At 52.2% G+C, this 16,668-nt stretch carries 14 protein-coding genes; 7 read left to right on the forward strand and 7 right to left on the reverse strand.

All coding sequences use genetic code 11. The annotated features are described in order from the left end of the window. Positions 1-94 precede the first annotated feature (94 nt). On the reverse strand, positions 95-742 hold the full coding sequence (locus EGC76_RS01545; protein WP_128351253.1) for a response regulator transcription factor: 648 nt from the start codon (positions 740-742) through the stop codon (positions 95-97). A 3-nt stretch (positions 743-745) separates the two neighbouring features. Next, complete coding sequence (acs, locus tag EGC76_RS01550) at positions 746-2,689, reverse strand: acetate--CoA ligase (RefSeq protein WP_128351254.1); 1,944 nt, start codon at positions 2,687-2,689, stop codon at positions 746-748. A gap of 346 nt (positions 2,690-3,035) precedes the next feature. Here acs and EGC76_RS01555 point away from each other — a divergent pair, with 346 nt between their 5' ends. Next, positions 3,036-4,229: a DcaP family trimeric outer membrane transporter gene (locus tag EGC76_RS01555; protein WP_128351255.1), complete on the forward strand. Its 1,194-nt coding sequence runs from the start codon at positions 3,036-3,038 to the stop codon at positions 4,227-4,229. 105 nt (positions 4,230-4,334) lie between these two features. On the opposite strand, the gene pgsW is transcribed toward EGC76_RS01555, so the two are convergent. From pgsW to EGC76_RS01580, 5 genes are all read right to left on the reverse strand, one after another. Next, the gene (gene pgsW, locus EGC76_RS01560) at positions 4,335-5,486 is read right to left on the reverse strand and encodes a poly-gamma-glutamate system protein (RefSeq protein ID WP_128351256.1); all 1,152 of its coding nucleotides are present in this window, start codon (positions 5,484-5,486) and stop codon (positions 4,335-4,337) included. Positions 5,487-5,513: 27 nt separating this feature from the next. Next, the gene (gene pgsC, locus EGC76_RS01565) at positions 5,514-6,089 is read right to left on the reverse strand and encodes a poly-gamma-glutamate biosynthesis protein PgsC (RefSeq protein WP_128351257.1); all 576 of its coding nucleotides are present in this window, start codon (positions 6,087-6,089) and stop codon (positions 5,514-5,516) included. Further along, positions 6,086-7,291, reverse strand: a complete 1,206-nt coding sequence (gene pgsB, locus EGC76_RS01570; protein WP_128351258.1) for a poly-gamma-glutamate synthase PgsB — start codon at positions 7,289-7,291, stop codon at positions 6,086-6,088. Before pgsB ends, pgsC begins: the two co-directional genes overlap by 4 nt. Before the next feature lie 103 nt (positions 7,292-7,394). After that, positions 7,395-10,091 (reverse strand): putative bifunctional diguanylate cyclase/phosphodiesterase, encoded by a 2,697-nt coding sequence (locus EGC76_RS01575; protein ID WP_128351259.1) that lies wholly within the window; start codon positions 10,089-10,091, stop codon positions 7,395-7,397. An 86-nt stretch (positions 10,092-10,177) separates the two neighbouring features. Beyond that, complete coding sequence (locus EGC76_RS01580; protein ID WP_128351260.1) at positions 10,178-10,438, reverse strand: hypothetical protein; 261 nt, start codon at positions 10,436-10,438, stop codon at positions 10,178-10,180. Positions 10,439-10,578: 140 nt separating this feature from the next. Between EGC76_RS01580 and EGC76_RS01585 the strand changes: the two genes are divergently transcribed. The 6 genes from EGC76_RS01585 to cysD all read left to right on the forward strand — a co-directional run bounded on the left by EGC76_RS01585 (position 10,579) and on the right by cysD (position 16,666). Next, positions 10,579-11,952 (forward strand): MBL fold metallo-hydrolase RNA specificity domain-containing protein, encoded by a 1,374-nt coding sequence (locus EGC76_RS01585; RefSeq protein WP_128351261.1) that lies wholly within the window; start codon positions 10,579-10,581, stop codon positions 11,950-11,952. Between the two features lie 40 nt (positions 11,953-11,992). After that, positions 11,993-12,616 (forward strand): adenylyl-sulfate kinase, encoded by a 624-nt coding sequence (gene cysC / locus EGC76_RS01590; protein ID WP_128351262.1) that lies wholly within the window; start codon positions 11,993-11,995, stop codon positions 12,614-12,616. Between the two features lie 68 nt (positions 12,617-12,684). Further along, positions 12,685-13,470 (forward strand): 3'(2'),5'-bisphosphate nucleotidase CysQ, encoded by a 786-nt coding sequence (gene cysQ, locus EGC76_RS01595; RefSeq protein ID WP_128351263.1) that lies wholly within the window; start codon positions 12,685-12,687, stop codon positions 13,468-13,470. A gap of 24 nt (positions 13,471-13,494) precedes the next feature. Further along, on the forward strand, positions 13,495-15,288 hold the full coding sequence (locus EGC76_RS01600) for a hypothetical protein (RefSeq protein WP_128351264.1): 1,794 nt from the start codon (positions 13,495-13,497) through the stop codon (positions 15,286-15,288). Further along, positions 15,288-15,686, forward strand: coding sequence for an SH3 domain-containing protein (locus tag EGC76_RS01605; RefSeq protein WP_128351265.1), 399 nt, complete (start codon positions 15,288-15,290; stop codon positions 15,684-15,686). Before EGC76_RS01600 ends, EGC76_RS01605 begins: the two co-directional genes overlap by 1 nt. 77 nt (positions 15,687-15,763) lie before the next feature. Next, positions 15,764-16,666: a sulfate adenylyltransferase subunit CysD gene (gene cysD, locus EGC76_RS01610; RefSeq protein WP_128351266.1), complete on the forward strand. Its 903-nt coding sequence runs from the start codon at positions 15,764-15,766 to the stop codon at positions 16,664-16,666. Positions 16,667-16,668 lie beyond the last annotated feature (2 nt).

The raw sequence follows: 16,668 nt of genomic DNA on the forward strand, positions 1-16,668 counted from the left end.
TTCGCAGCAGAAGAAATTAACACAACCCATTAACAAATAAACAAATTTTGTTTAAATGTTGTAACAGAATATTTCAGTCGTGTAGTTAAGTGGGTTAGCTCAGGTTGGATTCTAACTGCAGGCGCTCAGCCAGCAACACCGCTTGGGTGCGGCTATAAACGCCGAGCTTTCTGAATATCGCCGTAATGTGTGCTTTCACGGTGGCTTCAGTAATATTAAGTTGGTAGGCAATTTGTTTGTTGAGCAAACCTTCGTGCAGCAAATACAGCACGCGGTATTGTTGCGGGGTTAAATCGGCCACTTTTTTGGCAAGTTGTTGGTCTTCATCGGTCAGGTTGTCTAAGCGCCCGCGCATTTCTTCAGGCACCCAGGTGTCGCCCTGCAAAATCACATCTATGGCTTCCGCAATTTTAGCCGAAGGCAGTGACTTTGGAATAAAACCCAAGGCACCGAAACCAATGCATTTAGCTACAACAGCAGGGTCTTCTGAGCCTGAAATAATCGCAACAGGTAATAAGGGAAAGTCTTCGCGGATACGAATCAAACCATATAAATCGCCGCTGCCTGGCATGTGCAAGTCAAGCAGCAGCAGATCAAGATCATCATCGTCATTTAAAGCAGCCAAAGTCGCGTCAAGATCACCAGCCTCACGTAATTCCAGCTCGGGATAATGATTCGCGAGCGCGCCTTGCAGCGCCTCGCGAAACAACGGGTGATCATCAGCGATTAAAAATTTGGCCATGCTCTACTTGTTTAAGCGGTTCTCTATTAACGAATCTACCACAGACGGATCCGCAAGCGTAGAGGTATCACCTAAGTTTTCAAACTCATTGGCAGCTATCTTGCGCAAAATACGACGCATGATTTTGCCTGAACGTGTTTTCGGCAAGTCCACTGTCCAATGAATGAAGTCTGGCGTGGCAATTGGGCTTAACTCTTTACGCACCCAGTCGCGCACTTCTTTGGTCAGCTCGTCGGTAATTTCGGTGCCGGCCATCGCTGACACATACACATAAATACCTTGGCCCTTCACGTCATGCGGGTAGCCTACTACTGCAGCTTCAGAAATCTTCGCATGCTCAACCAGCACCGATTCAATTTCCGCGGTGCCTAAGCGGTGACCCGAAACGTTCAACACGTCATCCACACGGCCAGTAATCCAGAAAAAACCGTCTTCGTCACGGCGCGCACCGTCACCGGTGAAATACATGTTCTTGTAAGCGGAAAAGTACGTTTGTTCAAAGCGCTCGTGATCGCCCCACAACGTACGCATTTGCCCCGGCCACGAATCTTTCAATACCAAGTTGCCATCAACTGCGCCTTCAAGCTCATTGCCATCGGCATCCACCAAGGCTGGCTGCACCCCAAAGAATGGCCGCGTCGCTGAACCCGGTTTCAAGTCGGTTGCACCCGGCAGTGGCGTGATCATGATGCCGCCCGTTTCAGTTTGCCACCAAGTATCCACAATTGGGCAACGGCTCTCGCCAATCACCTTGTAGTACCACTCCCACGCTTCTGGGTTGATCGGCTCGCCAACTGAACCCAGCGTGCGCAATGACTTACGGGTAGAAGTTTCTGCCGCTGCAGTGCCTTTTGCCATCAACGCACGAATTGCCGTCGGTGCCGTGTACAAAATATTCACGCTGTGTTTGTCGACCACTTCACCAATACGGCCGACACCCGGATAGGTTGGCAACCCTTCAAAAATTAACGTCGTTGCGCCGTTCGCCAGTGGCCCGTAAACAATGTAGCTGTGCCCGGTAATCCAACCCACATCGGCTGCACACCAATACACATCGTCTTCGTGGTAATCAAATACCAGTTCGTGCGTCATCGACGCATACACCATGTAGCCACCGGTAGTATGCAACACGCCTTTCGGCTTACCAGTCGAACCTGAGGTATACAAAATGAATAATGGGTCTTCCGCGTTCATCACTTCTGGCTGACACTCAGCTGGCACGTCTTTGACCAGTTGGTCCCACGCCACATCACGGTTGTCATCCCACTCGGTTTCGCCATGGATAACTTTCGCCACCACCACATGCTCAACCGTCGGACAACGCCCGCCACGCAGAGCTTCATCAACATTTGCCTTAAGTGGCGTGGTTTTGCCGCCACGACGACCGCCGTCAGCGGTCACAACAACTTTCACGCCGCAGTCATTCACGCGGTCAGCAATTGCGTTCGGCGAAAAGCCGCCAAAAATAACAGTATGTACTGCACCAATACGCGCACAAGCCAACATCGCGTAAGCCGCTTCCGGCACCATCGGCATATAAATCGCAACCCGGTCGCCCTTTTGCACACCAAGTTTCTTCAAACCATTCGCAAACCGCGATACTTCATGGTGCAGCTGCTTGTAACTAATCTCTTCGCTAACACTTGGGTCATCACCTTCCCAAATAATCGCAGTTTTATCGCCGCGCTCCGCCAAATGGCGATCAACGCAGTTGTAGCACGCATTCAACGTGCCATCTTCAAACCATTTAATGCTTACATTGCCCGGCGCAAAACTGGTGTTCTTCACCTTGCTGAACGGACTAAACCAACTGATACGCTGACCCTGCTCACGCCAAAAACCTTCCGGGTCTTTCACGCTCTGAGCATACATGGCTAAATACTTGTCATTATCAACATGCGCCCGCGCTTTCGCATCCGCCGGCACTTTATAAACTTCATGTTGCATAGAACCTCCTAGTGAACTGCGAGTTCGATATTAGCTATTAGATATTGGATATTAGAGAAAGAAGAGCAGTTTTTCGGGTTTTGCTAATATCCAATAGCTAATAGCTAATATCGCTCTTGTTTTTCATGCCTATACCTTCAGTTATTGCGCGCGATCAAGCCATTAGACCATAGTCTAGATTGATAATTAGCGCGTCATGTTAAAAGCTTAGACACTACGTGCTTCGTCATTCGTACGTTCGCTTTGCTCTCTGTTCGTCCGCGCTTCGCGCTATTCGAACAGCCAAGCGGACGAACAGCGAAGCGGACGAATAACGAACAACGTCTTACAAAACAGGAGCACAGCAATGTTGCAGAAAACTCTAACCAAATCGCTAGTTGCCAGTGCAGTTCTTGCCAGCTTGGCAGGCGGCTTAGCCACGAACGCACATGCCGCAGAAGGGCCAGAATGGTCATTCAGCGGTTACGTTAAACTCGACGCCATGATCTCTGATTACGGTGACGGCTCGGCCGGTTCTGGTACCGACAAAAACATCGGTCGTCAGTTCTATATTCCTAGCTTAACGCCAGTTGGCGGTCAAGGCGACGACCAAGTTACTGACTTCCATGCCCGTCAGTCTCGCTTCTTCTTCGACGTAAAACAACAGCTTGAAAACGGCGAAGACATTAGCGGTCACATCGAAATCGACTTCTTAACCGTACCAAGTGGCGACGAGCGTATCACCAACTCGTATTCACCACGCTTGCGCCAAGCCTACTTAACCTACAAGAACTGGATGATTGGACAAGCTTGGTCAAACTTCCAGGACTTGAGCATCTTGCCTGAATCAGTCGACTTCGTTGGTGCAACCGACGGTATGGTGTTTATGCGTCAACCACAAGTGCGTTACAGCAGCGGCGCCTGGAGCTTCTCTATCGAGAACCCAGAAACCACTGTGAGCTTGGTTGATCCGGTTAGCGGCGGCGTATCGCGTGCAGCCACCGGCGAAGGCATCATGCCTGACTTTACCGCCAAATATAAAGGCAAAAGCGGCGACTTCAGCTACAGCGTAGCAGGCTTAGTACGCCAATTGGCTTATGACATCGACAGTGACGGCAGCGACGAAACCGCAACCGGTTACGGCGTTACTTTAGGCGGTAAATTAGCCTTTGATAACGGCAATGACATTCGTGCATCGTTCACCGCAGGTTCAGGTATCGGCCGCTACATGGGCTTAAACACCTTCAACGGTGCGTATGTTGACCAAAACAACAGCCTTGAAACGTTGGACGTAATGGGTGTGACTTTCGCTTACCGTCACAACTGGACCGACAAAACCCGTTCGAACATCGTGTACAGCCGCGGCTGGGCCGACAATACCGACAACCTGGAAGGTTCATTAGCCACTGAATTCACCCAACGCATCGGCTTCAACGTGATGCATTCGGTAGATAAAAAGCTAACCTTCGGTGGCGAATTGTCGCTGGCACAACGTGAAAACGAATCCGATCAAGAAGGCGATTTAACCCGCCTGCAGTTTATGGCGATGTATAGCTTCTAACTGCAAGTACGATATTAGCCATTAGACATTAGAAAGGCACCGCGAGGTGCCTTTTTGTTTTGCGAATATCTAATATCGAACGGCTAATATCGCCTTTGTAGTTCGTCAGACCATTGGTTTGGTGATTTTGCCGTGATTGCCGGCGCGATTAAAGATACTGGTGATGCGTGCTGAACGCACAATCAGCCAGGTCATGCCGAACAGGCCAAGGCCAAGTGCTAACGCCAACCAGCGGTTATACACAGTAGACGAGTAAATGCCGCCGTTACCCACGGGCACAGGCTCAACCGGTGCAATCGGTAATCCGTAACGATTCGCCAAGTTCTTTATACCAATGAAATGCACGCCGGGTATCTCTTCTTGTAAGAAATAACCCATCACGGTGTCTACCGCAAAAGCACGGGCTGGGGCATCTTTTTGTAAGCCTGATTTGAACATATCATCAATACCTGGCGGGCCAACAATGGTCGCACCACCGCCCACGTTCACAAAAGCTTTGTAGCTGCGGTCCGCTGAATACTCGCGGAATATCGCAATTCTGTCCGCCACAGCTTCTTGATAGTTCGCAGGCTCAATCACATTCAAATCGGCGCGTTCAATTGAATTACGCAGTGACGCAATGCCCTCTTCCGAAATACCAATACCGCGGTCTTCAATGCCGCCCAACGAGGCATAAATCGGTTTTAGCGACAACACGCCGGCGTCACGCAAAGCGCGTTCCATGTCCAGCCAACTGAAACCGGGCACGTTCGCGCCCCACTGTGACGACGACGCCGAAGCAATAATCACCGCATCGGCTTCCAGCGCCTCAAGAGCCGAATAAACGGCTAAGTTCATCGCAGGGAACGAGCCCGAAATAGTCACCGCAACCAAATCACCGCGGCCAACACCTGCATCTGCCATGAGTTTCACCGCCACCGCAGCCCAGTTCGGGTTCACGGTGGTTTGCTTCGACTCGCGGCCACCTTGGTTGGTGGTAATTATCGAGTTTTCTAAACCCACCAAACCTGACCGCTGCGGGTCAAATTCAGGATTAATCGGTGCCATTTGCGCACGCATCGGTTTCAACACATCCATGCCGTCGCGCATTATTTTGGCGGCGTTCACCATGGTGGCATAGTTGTCATCCACCACCGGATCGCGCTGGCGCAAATTCTCGGCCAACACCATCGCCAACAGCGCCAATGCAATCAAAAATACCTGACCCCACAAGGGTACACCTGATGAGCGCCAATAAATCTTCGTAAATTTACTCATACCACTATCTACTCCTGTTGGCGTTTCTTACCAGCCCGGCATTTCAAACGCGCGGCTCGCTTCGTACATGTGCAGTGACTCTGGCATGATCACAATCAATGCCAAACGTACCAACACCGCGGTAACGGCTAAACCACACAAGGTTTGCAGCACCCCCTGGCGCTCAAACCAAATGGCAATTAAGCCCGGAATAATGTAGCCAATAATGCTGCTTTCCATTACCGACATCATGAAGCTCGACTCCAGCGCCTGCACTTGAGCTTGCGCCTCATCGGCACCAGCTATCATTTGCAAGTCGGTCCAATTCACTAAATTGCCAACAAACAAATCGAACAAGCCTGCGATAATGTAGCCGGTTAAAATCATGATGATGGTTTGGCGACGGCCATACACAATCACGAAACTGGATACAATTTTCACAATCAGATAGGTGACAAAGGCGGCCACTAAGGTCAGCGTCAGGCTTAACGGATCGGTCAGCTGCAGCGCCACATAACCGGGTACCACCAAACCACCCGCCGCCAGCCCCAGGGTTTGGGTCAGTAACAGCGTAAAAAACAGCCCGATGCCAATGGCTACGGCTAGAATATTGAGCGCTATCATACGTCTTCCTCTTCAATTGCGCGGTTTTGGAAAAAGCGAGCGACTTCTTCGCCTCCGCCATGAATATTGCACATGCCAACAATCAGCGCGTTACCCTGCGACTGTTCCAGCAGCACTTCAGTGATTTCGGTCATGTGGGCGCCTTCCATAACAAGTAAGGTGTCCGGGTCAAGGCCATACTTCATGGCCTCACGCACAAAAATAAAGGTGCCGGAGCCCATCAAGATAACTTTACTGCCGGGAGTCCATTGTGCCACCGCTTCCGCCATTTGTTGCGAGCGGTGTGGCCGGTCCGCGCGGCAGTTAATCAGCATGATTGAACGGCGACCCTCACCGTGCTTTTTCAGCATGGTTTCCCAAATGCGCCCGGTCGACTCCGGGTCGTTGGCAGCAAAGGCATTCACAAACACCAACTCACGTTCAAAGTAGCGCACATGCAAAACCTGCATTGCGCCTGCTTCGGGCTCCAGGGTCAGCATGCCTTGCAAGGCATCTTCGCGGCTCACACCCAAGAACTCACACACGTTCAACGCCAAGGCGATGTTCTCAGCATGTTCGGCGTATTTGAATTGGCCTATTACGGTATCGGGAATCGCGGCAACTTCATCTTCAGTTACGCCGTGCAGGGTGCTGCGTCGGTCTTGGCACGACTCCTGAAACACGTCCAACAAATCGCGCTCGGCGGTAAACAAATCACCGCGCACCGGTGTGCTGCCCGCTAATGCCAATGCCACATCGCGCTCACCGGGCCCCATTACGTCGAGGTGATCGGCGCGGGCATTGGTAATCACCCCCACGGTGGAGCGCACCATGCGTAATTCACTTAAACTTTGGTAATGCGGTTGCAGCGCCATGCATTCCACCACCACAATTTCAGGCTTTAACGTGGCCATGCGTTTGAGCATGCGCATTTGCTCAATGATGTTGGCACCGCTGATGCGGTAGATAGGAAATTCACGGCCTTCGGGGTCGGTCATGGCCGCTGCTGAGCCGGTGGTTTTGGCGCACACGCGTTTGCCACCGCCACGTAGGCCGGCGGCAATAAGACGGGTGACACTGGTTTTACCGCGGGTACCGTTCACATGCACGCGTACTGGGATGGAACGCAACAGCAGCTTATGGCGTAAAGCTTCGAAGGCGCCACCGGCCACCAACAGCAGCCACAGCAGCACCACAATGCTTAACAATAAGGGAAATGACATCCAAGCGTCCTTTAGATTGTTAATTACATGCATAAGTGTATGTAATTAATAGTTCAAAAGATCGCTATTAACAAAGGATTTACACAATGGCTCAATTAATCGGCTAGAGCTCTTCCAACGGCATTGGCCGCCCGAAATAGAAGCCCTGCATGTAGTTGCACCCCAATTCAGTGACAAACTCAGCTTGCTGCGGCGTTTCGACACCTTCGGCGACTACCGCGAAGTTCAGGCTTTGCGCAATCTTGATCACCGAGCCAATCAATACGCGGTCTGATCGATGCGTACGAATGCCAGCAATAAAGCTGCGGTCAATTTTGACTTTATCCACCGGCAAGCGCTTCAAATAACTCAGTGACGAGAAGCCAGTACCAAAGTCATCCAAGGAAATACTGATTTTCTTATCGCGCAGGTTCTGCAGAACCTCAACCGCATAGTCCGTGTTTTCCATCAGGATGCTTTCAGTAAGCTCAAGTTCAAGCCACTCCGGATTACAGCCGGTTTCTTCCAGCGTCTGCTCCAAAAACGGCGTGAATTCAGTGCGATTAAAGTGCAGCGTCGACAAGTTCACCGCCACTTTACACGGCCCGTGTTCTTGTAGAGTTACCGCGGCTTCACAAGCCCGACGGAATACCCACTCGCTTAACGGAATAATCTGTCCGGTCATTTCGGCCAATGGAATAAATTCGGTTGGCGAGATAAACCGACCCGGCTCGCGCTCCCAGCGCAATAAGGCCTCGTAGCCAACCGTGGCACCGTCGTTACAGCGCACAATCGGTTGATAATGCAGCGTCAACTGGTTCTTCTCAATGGCCTCTTGCAAGCTCGAGCGCATCGCCGCCGATGACTTAAACTGCAGGCTCATACTGTCCTGATAAATCTGTACGTGGTTATGGCCCTGGCGTTTGGCTTGATGCATGGCCATATCTGCGCGCTGAATCAGCTCCAACGGCGCATACTGGTCTTCGGTTTGATGCGCCACACCAATACTGGCTGTCAGGTAAATCTTGTGGTGCATAATGCGGTACGGCTGCGCCACGGCGCTCAATATTTTGCTGGTAATTTCCGCCAGGCCTTCTTCATCGTCCTGCATTTTTTGCATCACGATTAAGAACTCATCGCCACCGAAACGGGCCAACATGCCGCGCTTGCCAATAATATTTGTTAAGCGCTGCGCCAGTACCTGAAGTAAGCGGTCACCCACTTGCAAGCCCAAGCTGTCATTAATCAGCGTAAAGCCATCCAGATCAATAAACATGGCGGTTAAGTCACGCTGTTTATGGAAACGGTCGGCAATCATGTGTTCAATGGTGGTGCGGTTGTACAAGCCGGTTAAAGCGTCGTGTTCAGCCTGGAAGCGCAATTGCCGCCCCTGCACCACCAACTCGCGGTTACGTTCAATGGTTAGCGCCATAAATAGCACAATGGCGATACCTGCCAAGGTAACCAGAATCTGCAAATTGGCGCGCGCCTGCATTTCTTGCAAGTCATACATGTACGAATAAATTGGCGTGCCGGTAGTGAACTCAGTTTCTAGTGAGCTCTCATACAAAAACAGCGCATGATTGTGCAGGTAGTCCAAAGTTGGGCTGGTTACCCAATGGCCGTGTTGATCAAGCAACATGCCATTAGATATTGCGGTGTAGGTATAAATAGGTGAACGGTACGTAAGTGCTTGGTTGCTGAGCATTTGCGGTACATTCATAACCGCCAGAATACCCCAGTAGCCCTTCTCGTAATTGTCGTCTTTAAAATCTATCGGAATATGAATATAAACCCGGGCGCCATCCTCGGTGTTCGAGCGTGACGCAACCAGCATTTGCACCTCTTCTTTGCGCAACGGATCAAACTGCTGCTGCACGTAGCCATCGTTTTGGTACATTTCTTTGAACGAGGTGTCTTGATCGCGCGAACGTTCCCACATAAGCTCGGTGCCGCGTCGCAAAATAATACTTTCTAAGAAATCGACATCACGCAAAAACGCGTTCATGTCCAATTCCATTAAACTGTTGTGAATGCTATCGGGATAGTTTTCCCAGCGCTCAGCTAAGCGCTTCAAGGTGCTCACATGCTCGTTGCCCGCCGCACGGCGCGCAATATTCAAGTTAACCGCCGCCTCTTCGCCACGGTCACGCAGCTCATTCATTTCATTATGAAACAGCACCACACCGATACTGGTAGAAACCAACAAACCCACCAAAGCAATGGACGTGGTTAACATACTCACACACGGCAGTTCTTGCTCGCTGGCGGTACTTAGGTTCCACAGCGCAATCATTGTAATCAGCACCAATGCGCCGGCAACCAGGCTACCGGAAGGGTGACGTGCCAGCAGTGGCGTTTCCATCACAAAATGCATCAACAGCACCACCGCCAGCGCCAGTGCCGCAATGCCAGCAATAATGCGTTGAGCGCGAATGGCCCAGTGCGCACGTAAACGCAACGACATCCACAAACCAGCTATGCCGCTCGCAATGTAAAGGCTTGGGTGAATCTGGGCATCAAAACTATCAAACAAGTTGCCAGCCATACCATCGGCTGAAGCAATAATGGCGAGTACCGCGAACACCCGCGACACGGCAGGCTTCCATTCACGTTGACTATTTAAATCGTAGGTTAATAAGGCAATACCGTTGGCACAGGCTGCAATTAATAAAGAAGAGCTTAACGAATGGTAAACCTGCAGTTGAGTCGGTTCAAACAATCGATACAGCAAGATCACAAAAGCTGCGATAAATAATGCTGCCCCAAGCACCAAATTCACCACAGCTTTGGCTTGTTGATCCACCTGAATTATGCGCATGCCCCCGCCCCAATCTTTTATAATTGTTATGGGAACAATATAACCACAACACACTACGAATGACTAGCGCGTTTTTGTAAATATTGTTAAGCGGCGAACAGTTGAATCTTTAACCGTTTGAAGTACGAAATAGATCGCGGGATAACCCAGGTTTTACCGTTGCGATCACGAAATACCGCATGCGTAAGAATCGGCGAGCGGTGCAGTTCCTGCAAGGTACGCTTCAGCGCGGCGTGATTTGACTCCGCCATCGGCACCCCTAAATCAGACAGTTTTTCATCGCCATTGTACAACGAAATTTTTCGCGGCCGCTTGCGCCGCTCATGGTCGATGTATTCTTCTCTCATTGATACCTCCATGTAGTGCATTTGCTAATCACAATGTAAAGAATACGCTATAAAGTAATTTAAACAAATACATGCACAAATCATAACATCATGTTAAATTTAATGGCATATTAAGTTTCATTTTATCGAGAGCCATTTACATGGAAGTTACTCAGATTGTTCATCACGGCGCGCACCAAGGCGTAACCGGTTCATGCCACGAGTTTTATCTAACCGAAACCGCATCCATGCTGGTTGACTGCGGCCAGTTTCAAGCGCGCGATGCTGAAAGCAACGACTTTGATCGGCGTGTGCAAGACATCGACTTTTATATCGATAATCTGATTGGGCTGGTGGTCACTCATTGTCATATCGATCATGTTGGCAGGCTGCCCAGTTTACTCATGGCTGGCTTTCGCGGCCCCATTTATTGCACCCCAGCCACCGCCCAACTGCTGCCACTGGTGCTGGCCGATGCCATGAAAGTCACCCGCTTCCCCTACCCTGAAAAGGTATTAAGTGGGGTGCAGTCCCAGCTCCGCACCCTACCTCTTGACCAGTGGCACGGGTTGGAACATGGGTGGCGCATGCGTTTGCGTAACGCAGGGCATATCATGGGCTCGGCGTACGTTGAGTTTGAACAGTCGCTTGCGAAAGGCGCCGAAGGCTTGCCAAAGCGGGTGGTATTCTCTGGTGACTTGGGCTGCAAGAATACGCCGTTGTTGCCAGACCCTACCCCGCTGGAATATGCCGACACCTTGGTGCTGGAAAGCACCTACGGCGACCGCTTGCACGAAGACCGCGACACGCGGCAGCAGCGGCTGAAAAATGTTATTGAGAAAGCCTTCGTCGATAAAGGCACCGTGTTGATTCCGGCCTTTAGTATCGGTCGCACGCAAGAACTGCTGTATGAAATAGAAGACATCATGCATCAAGACCCCGACTGGCGAAAAATGACGGTAATTTTAGATTCGCCGCTAGCCAGCCAATACACCAAACACTATCGGCGGCTCAAGGCGCTGTGGGACGACGAAGCGAAACAACGCTTGGCGGATGACCGTCACCCGTTAAACTTCGAGCGCCTGCATGTGGTTGAAAGCCATCACCAGCACGAACAAATCATCGAACTGCTGCGCAGTAGCGGCGAGCCTGCCATTGTTTTAGCCGCCAGCGGCATGTGCACCGGTGGCCGCATCGTGAATTACCTCAAGGCATTGCTGGACGATGAGCGCACCGACATTGTGTTCGTTGGCTATCAAGCAGCAAATACCCCCGGGCGCGATATTCAGGAGCATGGCCCCGGTGGCGGCTATGTGGTGCTTGACCATCAGCGCTACCAAATTCGGGCGCGCGTACACACCTTGGGCGGTTATTCCGCGCACGCTGATCAGCGCGAATTGCTGGAATTTTTACAAACCACGGTGAAGCCGGTGCACAACGTGCGCCTGGTGCACGGCGAAGAAAACGCGAAAAAAGTCCTTGCGACAAAGATTTCGGACGGCGGGTATGTTACTGGTGATGTTTCCTTTGTATGATGCCTGCAGCCGTAAAGGAATTTCTCAAGGAAGTATAACTATGAGCGCCGACAAAAACGCCAACCCTAACAACGAAAATATTGTCTGGCATAACCATCAAGTTGGCCGCGACCGCCGCGCCGCACAGAAGAATCAAACGCCTGTGGTGCTGTGGTTTACCGGGCTTTCCGGCTCGGGTAAATCAACCATCGCCAACGCGGTGGATGAGCTGCTCAATCGCAACCAAAACCATACCTATTTGCTTGACGGCGACAACATTCGTTTAGGCCTCAACCACGGGCTTGGCTTTAGCGAAGAAGACCGCGTCGAAAACATTCGCCGCATTGGTGAAGTCAGCAAACTGTTTGTCGATGCCGGGTTAATTGTGTTGAGTGCTTTCGTGTCGCCGTTTGCGCGTGACCGTGAACAAGTGCGCCAGCTACTGAACGAAGGCGAGTTTGTTGAAGTGTTCGTGGATACGCCATTGGAAGTTTGCGAACAGCGCGACCCAAAAGGCCTCTATAAAAAGGCCCGTGCGGGCGATATCGCCAACTTTACCGGCATCAGCTCGCCCTATGAGCAACCCACCACACCAGAAATTCACTTAAAAACCGCTGAACTCAGCATTGAAGGTGCCGCACAACAGGTCATTGACTACCTGCGCACCCACAACTATATCGCGTAAGAGGTGGGGTGCAGTCCCTGCTCCGGAGCAGGGACTGCACCCCACTTCATCAGCTAAAGGGATTTACCATGATCACCGAACATGCACTAAGCCAACTTGAAGCCGTCGCCAAAAAAGCTGGCGCCGCCATCATGCAAATATACAACGCGCCTGATTTTGAACAGCGTATTGCCGTGCAAGCCAAAGGCGACGACAGCCCGCTTACTCAGGCCGACCTCGCGGCCCATGAAATCATTAAGGCTGGCATTTTAGAGCTCGCTGATATCGAACTTGCGCAGCTGCCGCAACTTTCTGAAGAGTCTGCAGAAATAGACTGGGACGTGCGCCAGCAGTGGAACACCTATTGGCTGATTGATCCGCTGGACGGCACCAAAGAATTCATCAAACGCAACGGCGAATTCACGGTGAACATTGCGCTTATTCACAACCATGAACCGGTGGCTGGCGTGGTGTACGCCCCTGCTACAGACACCTTATACAGTGCGGCGCGCGGCCTTGGTGCCATGAAGAATGGTCAAGCCATCACTGCCCGGCAGAAAAAACCAGCCACGCTGCGCGTCGTTGGCTCACGGTCACACCAGTCGCCAAGCATGCAGGCATATCTCGATAACCTAAACGAACCGCACGAAATGGTGCCCATGGGCAGCTCGCTCAAGCTCTGTTTAATTGCTGAAAGCGCCGCTGACTTGTACCCACGCCTCGGGCCAACCAGCGAATGGGACACCGCCGCCGCGCACGCCGTAGTGCTTGCCGCAGGCGGTACGGTTAACACCCTAACCGGCGAGCCATTGCGCTACAACACCAAAGAATCGCTGCTGAACCCGTACTTTATTGCCGAATCAGCAGGCGAATAGGTTGCCGAATAAGGAGAACGCAGCATGTGGCTGTGGATTGCGTTAGGAACGCTGCTGGTTGCAGTGGTTTTGTTTTTTAAATTCCAAGGGTTTCGGAAGTTTGTTTTCCTTACCGTACTGGCCGTGCTGCTGGGCATCGTGCTCGGCCCGCCTACCTATGTGGTGCTGGAAGAACACACCGCGCGCACCGCTGCTGACAACCGCGAACACGTGCACTATTTTGGCTGGCAGATAAACCCACTTGGCCCCACCAGCGCCAAGCACGCCAGAGTTGGCATTTATGACCCTGAGAACAAAATTTTTCGCCGGTTGGATCAAGCCCAAGCCGCGCAGGTCGCCCTGCCCTTTGTACCGCCGCCCGGCAACAGCATTTGGTTGCATCTGTGGTGGTGGATATTCCCAGCCGTGTACCTTGGCTATTGGCTGCTGAAACGCGCGCCTATCGTTAACTTGTTCGGCTTTGCCACACGCCGCAAAGAGCTGCGCGAGGCACTCGAGCGCGCCGAGGCCGAAAACACCGTCTGGGCTTTTGAAAACGTCATAAAGCGCGGCAACCAGTTCCGCCTGAAGCCAAAAAAGACAATTCTGGCCGCCGAAGAAGGCCGTCGCCAAGTGTTCGCCAAATACCATCGCCGCCTACAGCTGTTAGAAAAAGCCTCGGCCACCGCAGCACAGTTAATTACCACCAACGGCCAGGACCAAATTCAACAACAAGGGCACAACCGGGCACTAGCCGCCAACCGTGACTTTTATCGCATGCTGCGCGAGCTGCTTAACTTGCGCGCCGCCAGCACCCAGCGCGGGCTGCCTATGGACGTAAGCCTTGCCGAAGGCTGGTACACCACCGACACCACCTTTAACAACCCAACCAGCCACGGGTCGCTGTCGGCACATGCGCATGCCTCAGCGGAAGAAGCTGCAGCCTACTGGCGCAAGAGCATCTCCGACACCGTAACGCTCGAGCAGGTATACCAAGCGTTCACCGACCAAACCGAATCCATGGCCGCCATGGCTGAACGCTTCAAGGCCGACAACGCACAAACCGCCAAGGTCGTCGGCCAGTACCGCGAGTTCGTAACCAACTACCTACGCAGCCATCTACCGGAAGCCAACGTTGGCAGCGCCACCTATTTAGCCACACAACACTTCAATCAGAAGCTGTTCTTGCAACTGGCCAGCCCAACCCGCGAGGGCGCCTATCGCCGCTCGTTTACCAAACACTTGCGCGCTGATGTAGTGCGCTTAGTCACCAGTTTCTTCCCCGAAGAAACCTACAGCGACCAAGGCTGCGAGCTGTTTGACGAGAGCACTAACAGCAGCACCGCCGGGCTGAAGTTTAGCATCATGCTGATTCCGTTTAGCCGCCGTTACAGCGGTGAGCCAACGGTGGGCGCACAAATGGTCGCCACCGATCAGTACGGCAGCTTATTGTGGGAACGCCGCTTAGGCACTGTTTCTGTGCCCGTGGACAAGAAAATCAGCAGCGATGCCTTCGGCCGCTTAGAAGCCGCACTGCTGCTGAAAAATTCCATTCAGTCGCCCCTTAGCCCAAGCGGCAAGCCGCAACAGGTATCGGCTGCACAAAAACGCCGCTTAATGGATGAGCTGAACGACGCCGCCAAAGAAGTCGCCAAAGGCACTGGCGAAGACATTGTGCTGGAGCTTATCAACGAAGCCTTGGCTGGCAACGCTGGCTCGGCATTGCAACAATACACCGGCGCCATCGAGGCCGACATGGATGCGCTGTACGAACTGGCATTCGAAGCCGCAACCGACATGATGCTGGCCGGACTGAGTTTCTTAGCAGGGGACGACTGATGACAACCAAACGAATCTGCGCGCTCGCACTGACAGTAACATTGGGCAGTGGTGTACCAAGTGCACAGGCTGCCGAGGGCTGGGGTTCAAAGCTCGGCGAGTTTCTTACTGAATTGCCGCTGGCCGACGCCTGGAGCTGGTTTACCGGCATGAACAGTGTGGCATGGGTAAATGAAAACGACCTCAAGGCCGCCAACGTGCAGTATGTGGTGAATGCGAACAGCCGCGTGCTGGTGCGCGCCGGCGCCTCCACCGACACCGCCATCATCGACAAGCTAAACCCGGGTGATACCGTGCAAATTATCGGCAAAAACCCATTTCAAAGCTGGTACCACGTGCAACTCAGCGACAACCGCGAAGGCTACATCCATCAGGATCTGTTGCGGGTGCAGTTTTAGCACCGAACCCCAACGGGGTGCGGAGCTAGGACTGCACCCCACTTCCAACCACCCACCACTTAAGATAAACTCGGCTCATGCACCAAATAACCCACTTACAACAGCTTGAAGCCGAAGCCATTCACATTATGCGTGAGGTGGTGGCTGAGCTGCGCAATCCAGTCATGCTTTACTCTGTCGGCAAAGACAGTTCTGTGCTGTTACACCTTGCGCGCAAGGCATTCGCGCCCGGTAAAATTCCATTTCCGCTGATGCATGTTGACACCACCTGGAAATTCAAAGAAATGATTGAATTTCGTGATAGCATGGCCGAAAAACACGGTTTCAAACTCATCACGCACACCAATCCAGATGGCATCGAACAAGGCATTGGCCCATTTACTCATGGCAGCGCCGTGCATACCGACGTGATGAAAACCCAAGCGTTGAAGCAAGCGCTCAATAAGTACCAGTTTGACGCAGCCTTTGGTGGTGCTCGCCGCGACGAAGAAAAGTCGCGCGCCAAAGAGCGTATTTACAGCTTTCGCGACAAAAACCACCGCTGGGACCCCAAAAATCAGCGCCCAGAGCTGTGGAATATCTACAACGGCAAAGTACACCCGCAAGAAAGTATTCGCGTGTTTCCGCTAAGCAATTGGACCGAACTGGATATCTGGCAATACATCCATCTGGAACAAATCGAAATTCCCGAGCTGTATTTCGCCAAGCCGCGCCCCGTAGTCAAACGTAACGGAGCCCTCATCATGGTCGATGACGAGCGTATGCCATTACAACCGGGCGAAACACCAGAACTCAAAACCGTGCGCTTCCGTACCCTCGGTTGCTATCCACTCACCGGCGCTATCGAATCCAGCGCCAGCACCTTGCCGGAAATCATCCAAGAAATGTTGCTCACGAACACATCGGAGCGACAAGGCCGGGTGATTGATAATGATGCCAGCGGCTCCATGGAAAAGAAGAAAATGGAAGGGTACTTCTAATG

This window comes from Pseudidiomarina gelatinasegens (assembly GCF_004025325.1).
GTDB lineage: Bacteria > Pseudomonadota > Gammaproteobacteria > Enterobacterales > Alteromonadaceae > Pseudidiomarina > Pseudidiomarina gelatinasegens.

What these genes read in the sequence shown, in the direction of transcription:
- acs (WP_128351254.1), bottom strand. Translation starts at nt 2,689, where the DNA reads ATGCAACATGAAGTTTATAAAGTGCCGGCGGATGCGAAAGCGCGGGCG.
- cysC (WP_128351262.1), top strand. Translation starts at nt 11,993, where the DNA reads ATGAGCGCCGACAAAAACGCCAACCCTAACAACGAAAATATTGTCTGG.
- cysD (WP_128351266.1), top strand. Translation starts at nt 15,764, where the DNA reads ATGCACCAAATAACCCACTTACAACAGCTTGAAGCCGAAGCCATTCAC.
- EGC76_RS01545 (WP_128351253.1), bottom strand. Translation starts at nt 742, where the DNA reads ATGGCCAAATTTTTAATCGCTGATGATCACCCGTTGTTTCGCGAGGCG.
- pgsW (WP_128351256.1), bottom strand. Translation starts at nt 5,486, where the DNA reads ATGAGTAAATTTACGAAGATTTATTGGCGCTCATCAGGTGTACCCTTG.
- EGC76_RS01585 (WP_128351261.1), top strand. Translation starts at nt 10,579, where the DNA reads ATGGAAGTTACTCAGATTGTTCATCACGGCGCGCACCAAGGCGTAACC.
- EGC76_RS01575 (WP_128351259.1), bottom strand. Translation starts at nt 10,091, where the DNA reads ATGCGCATAATTCAGGTGGATCAACAAGCCAAAGCTGTGGTGAATTTG.
- cysQ (WP_128351263.1), top strand. Translation starts at nt 12,685, where the DNA reads ATGATCACCGAACATGCACTAAGCCAACTTGAAGCCGTCGCCAAAAAA.
- EGC76_RS01600 (WP_128351264.1), top strand. Translation starts at nt 13,495, where the DNA reads ATGTGGCTGTGGATTGCGTTAGGAACGCTGCTGGTTGCAGTGGTTTTG.
- pgsC (WP_128351257.1), bottom strand. Translation starts at nt 6,089, where the DNA reads ATGATAGCGCTCAATATTCTAGCCGTAGCCATTGGCATCGGGCTGTTT.
- EGC76_RS01555 (WP_128351255.1), top strand. Translation starts at nt 3,036, where the DNA reads ATGTTGCAGAAAACTCTAACCAAATCGCTAGTTGCCAGTGCAGTTCTT.
- pgsB (WP_128351258.1), bottom strand. Translation starts at nt 7,291, where the DNA reads ATGTCATTTCCCTTATTGTTAAGCATTGTGGTGCTGCTGTGGCTGCTG.
- EGC76_RS01580 (WP_128351260.1), bottom strand. Translation starts at nt 10,438, where the DNA reads ATGAGAGAAGAATACATCGACCATGAGCGGCGCAAGCGGCCGCGAAAA.
- EGC76_RS01605 (WP_128351265.1), top strand. Translation starts at nt 15,288, where the DNA reads ATGACAACCAAACGAATCTGCGCGCTCGCACTGACAGTAACATTGGGC.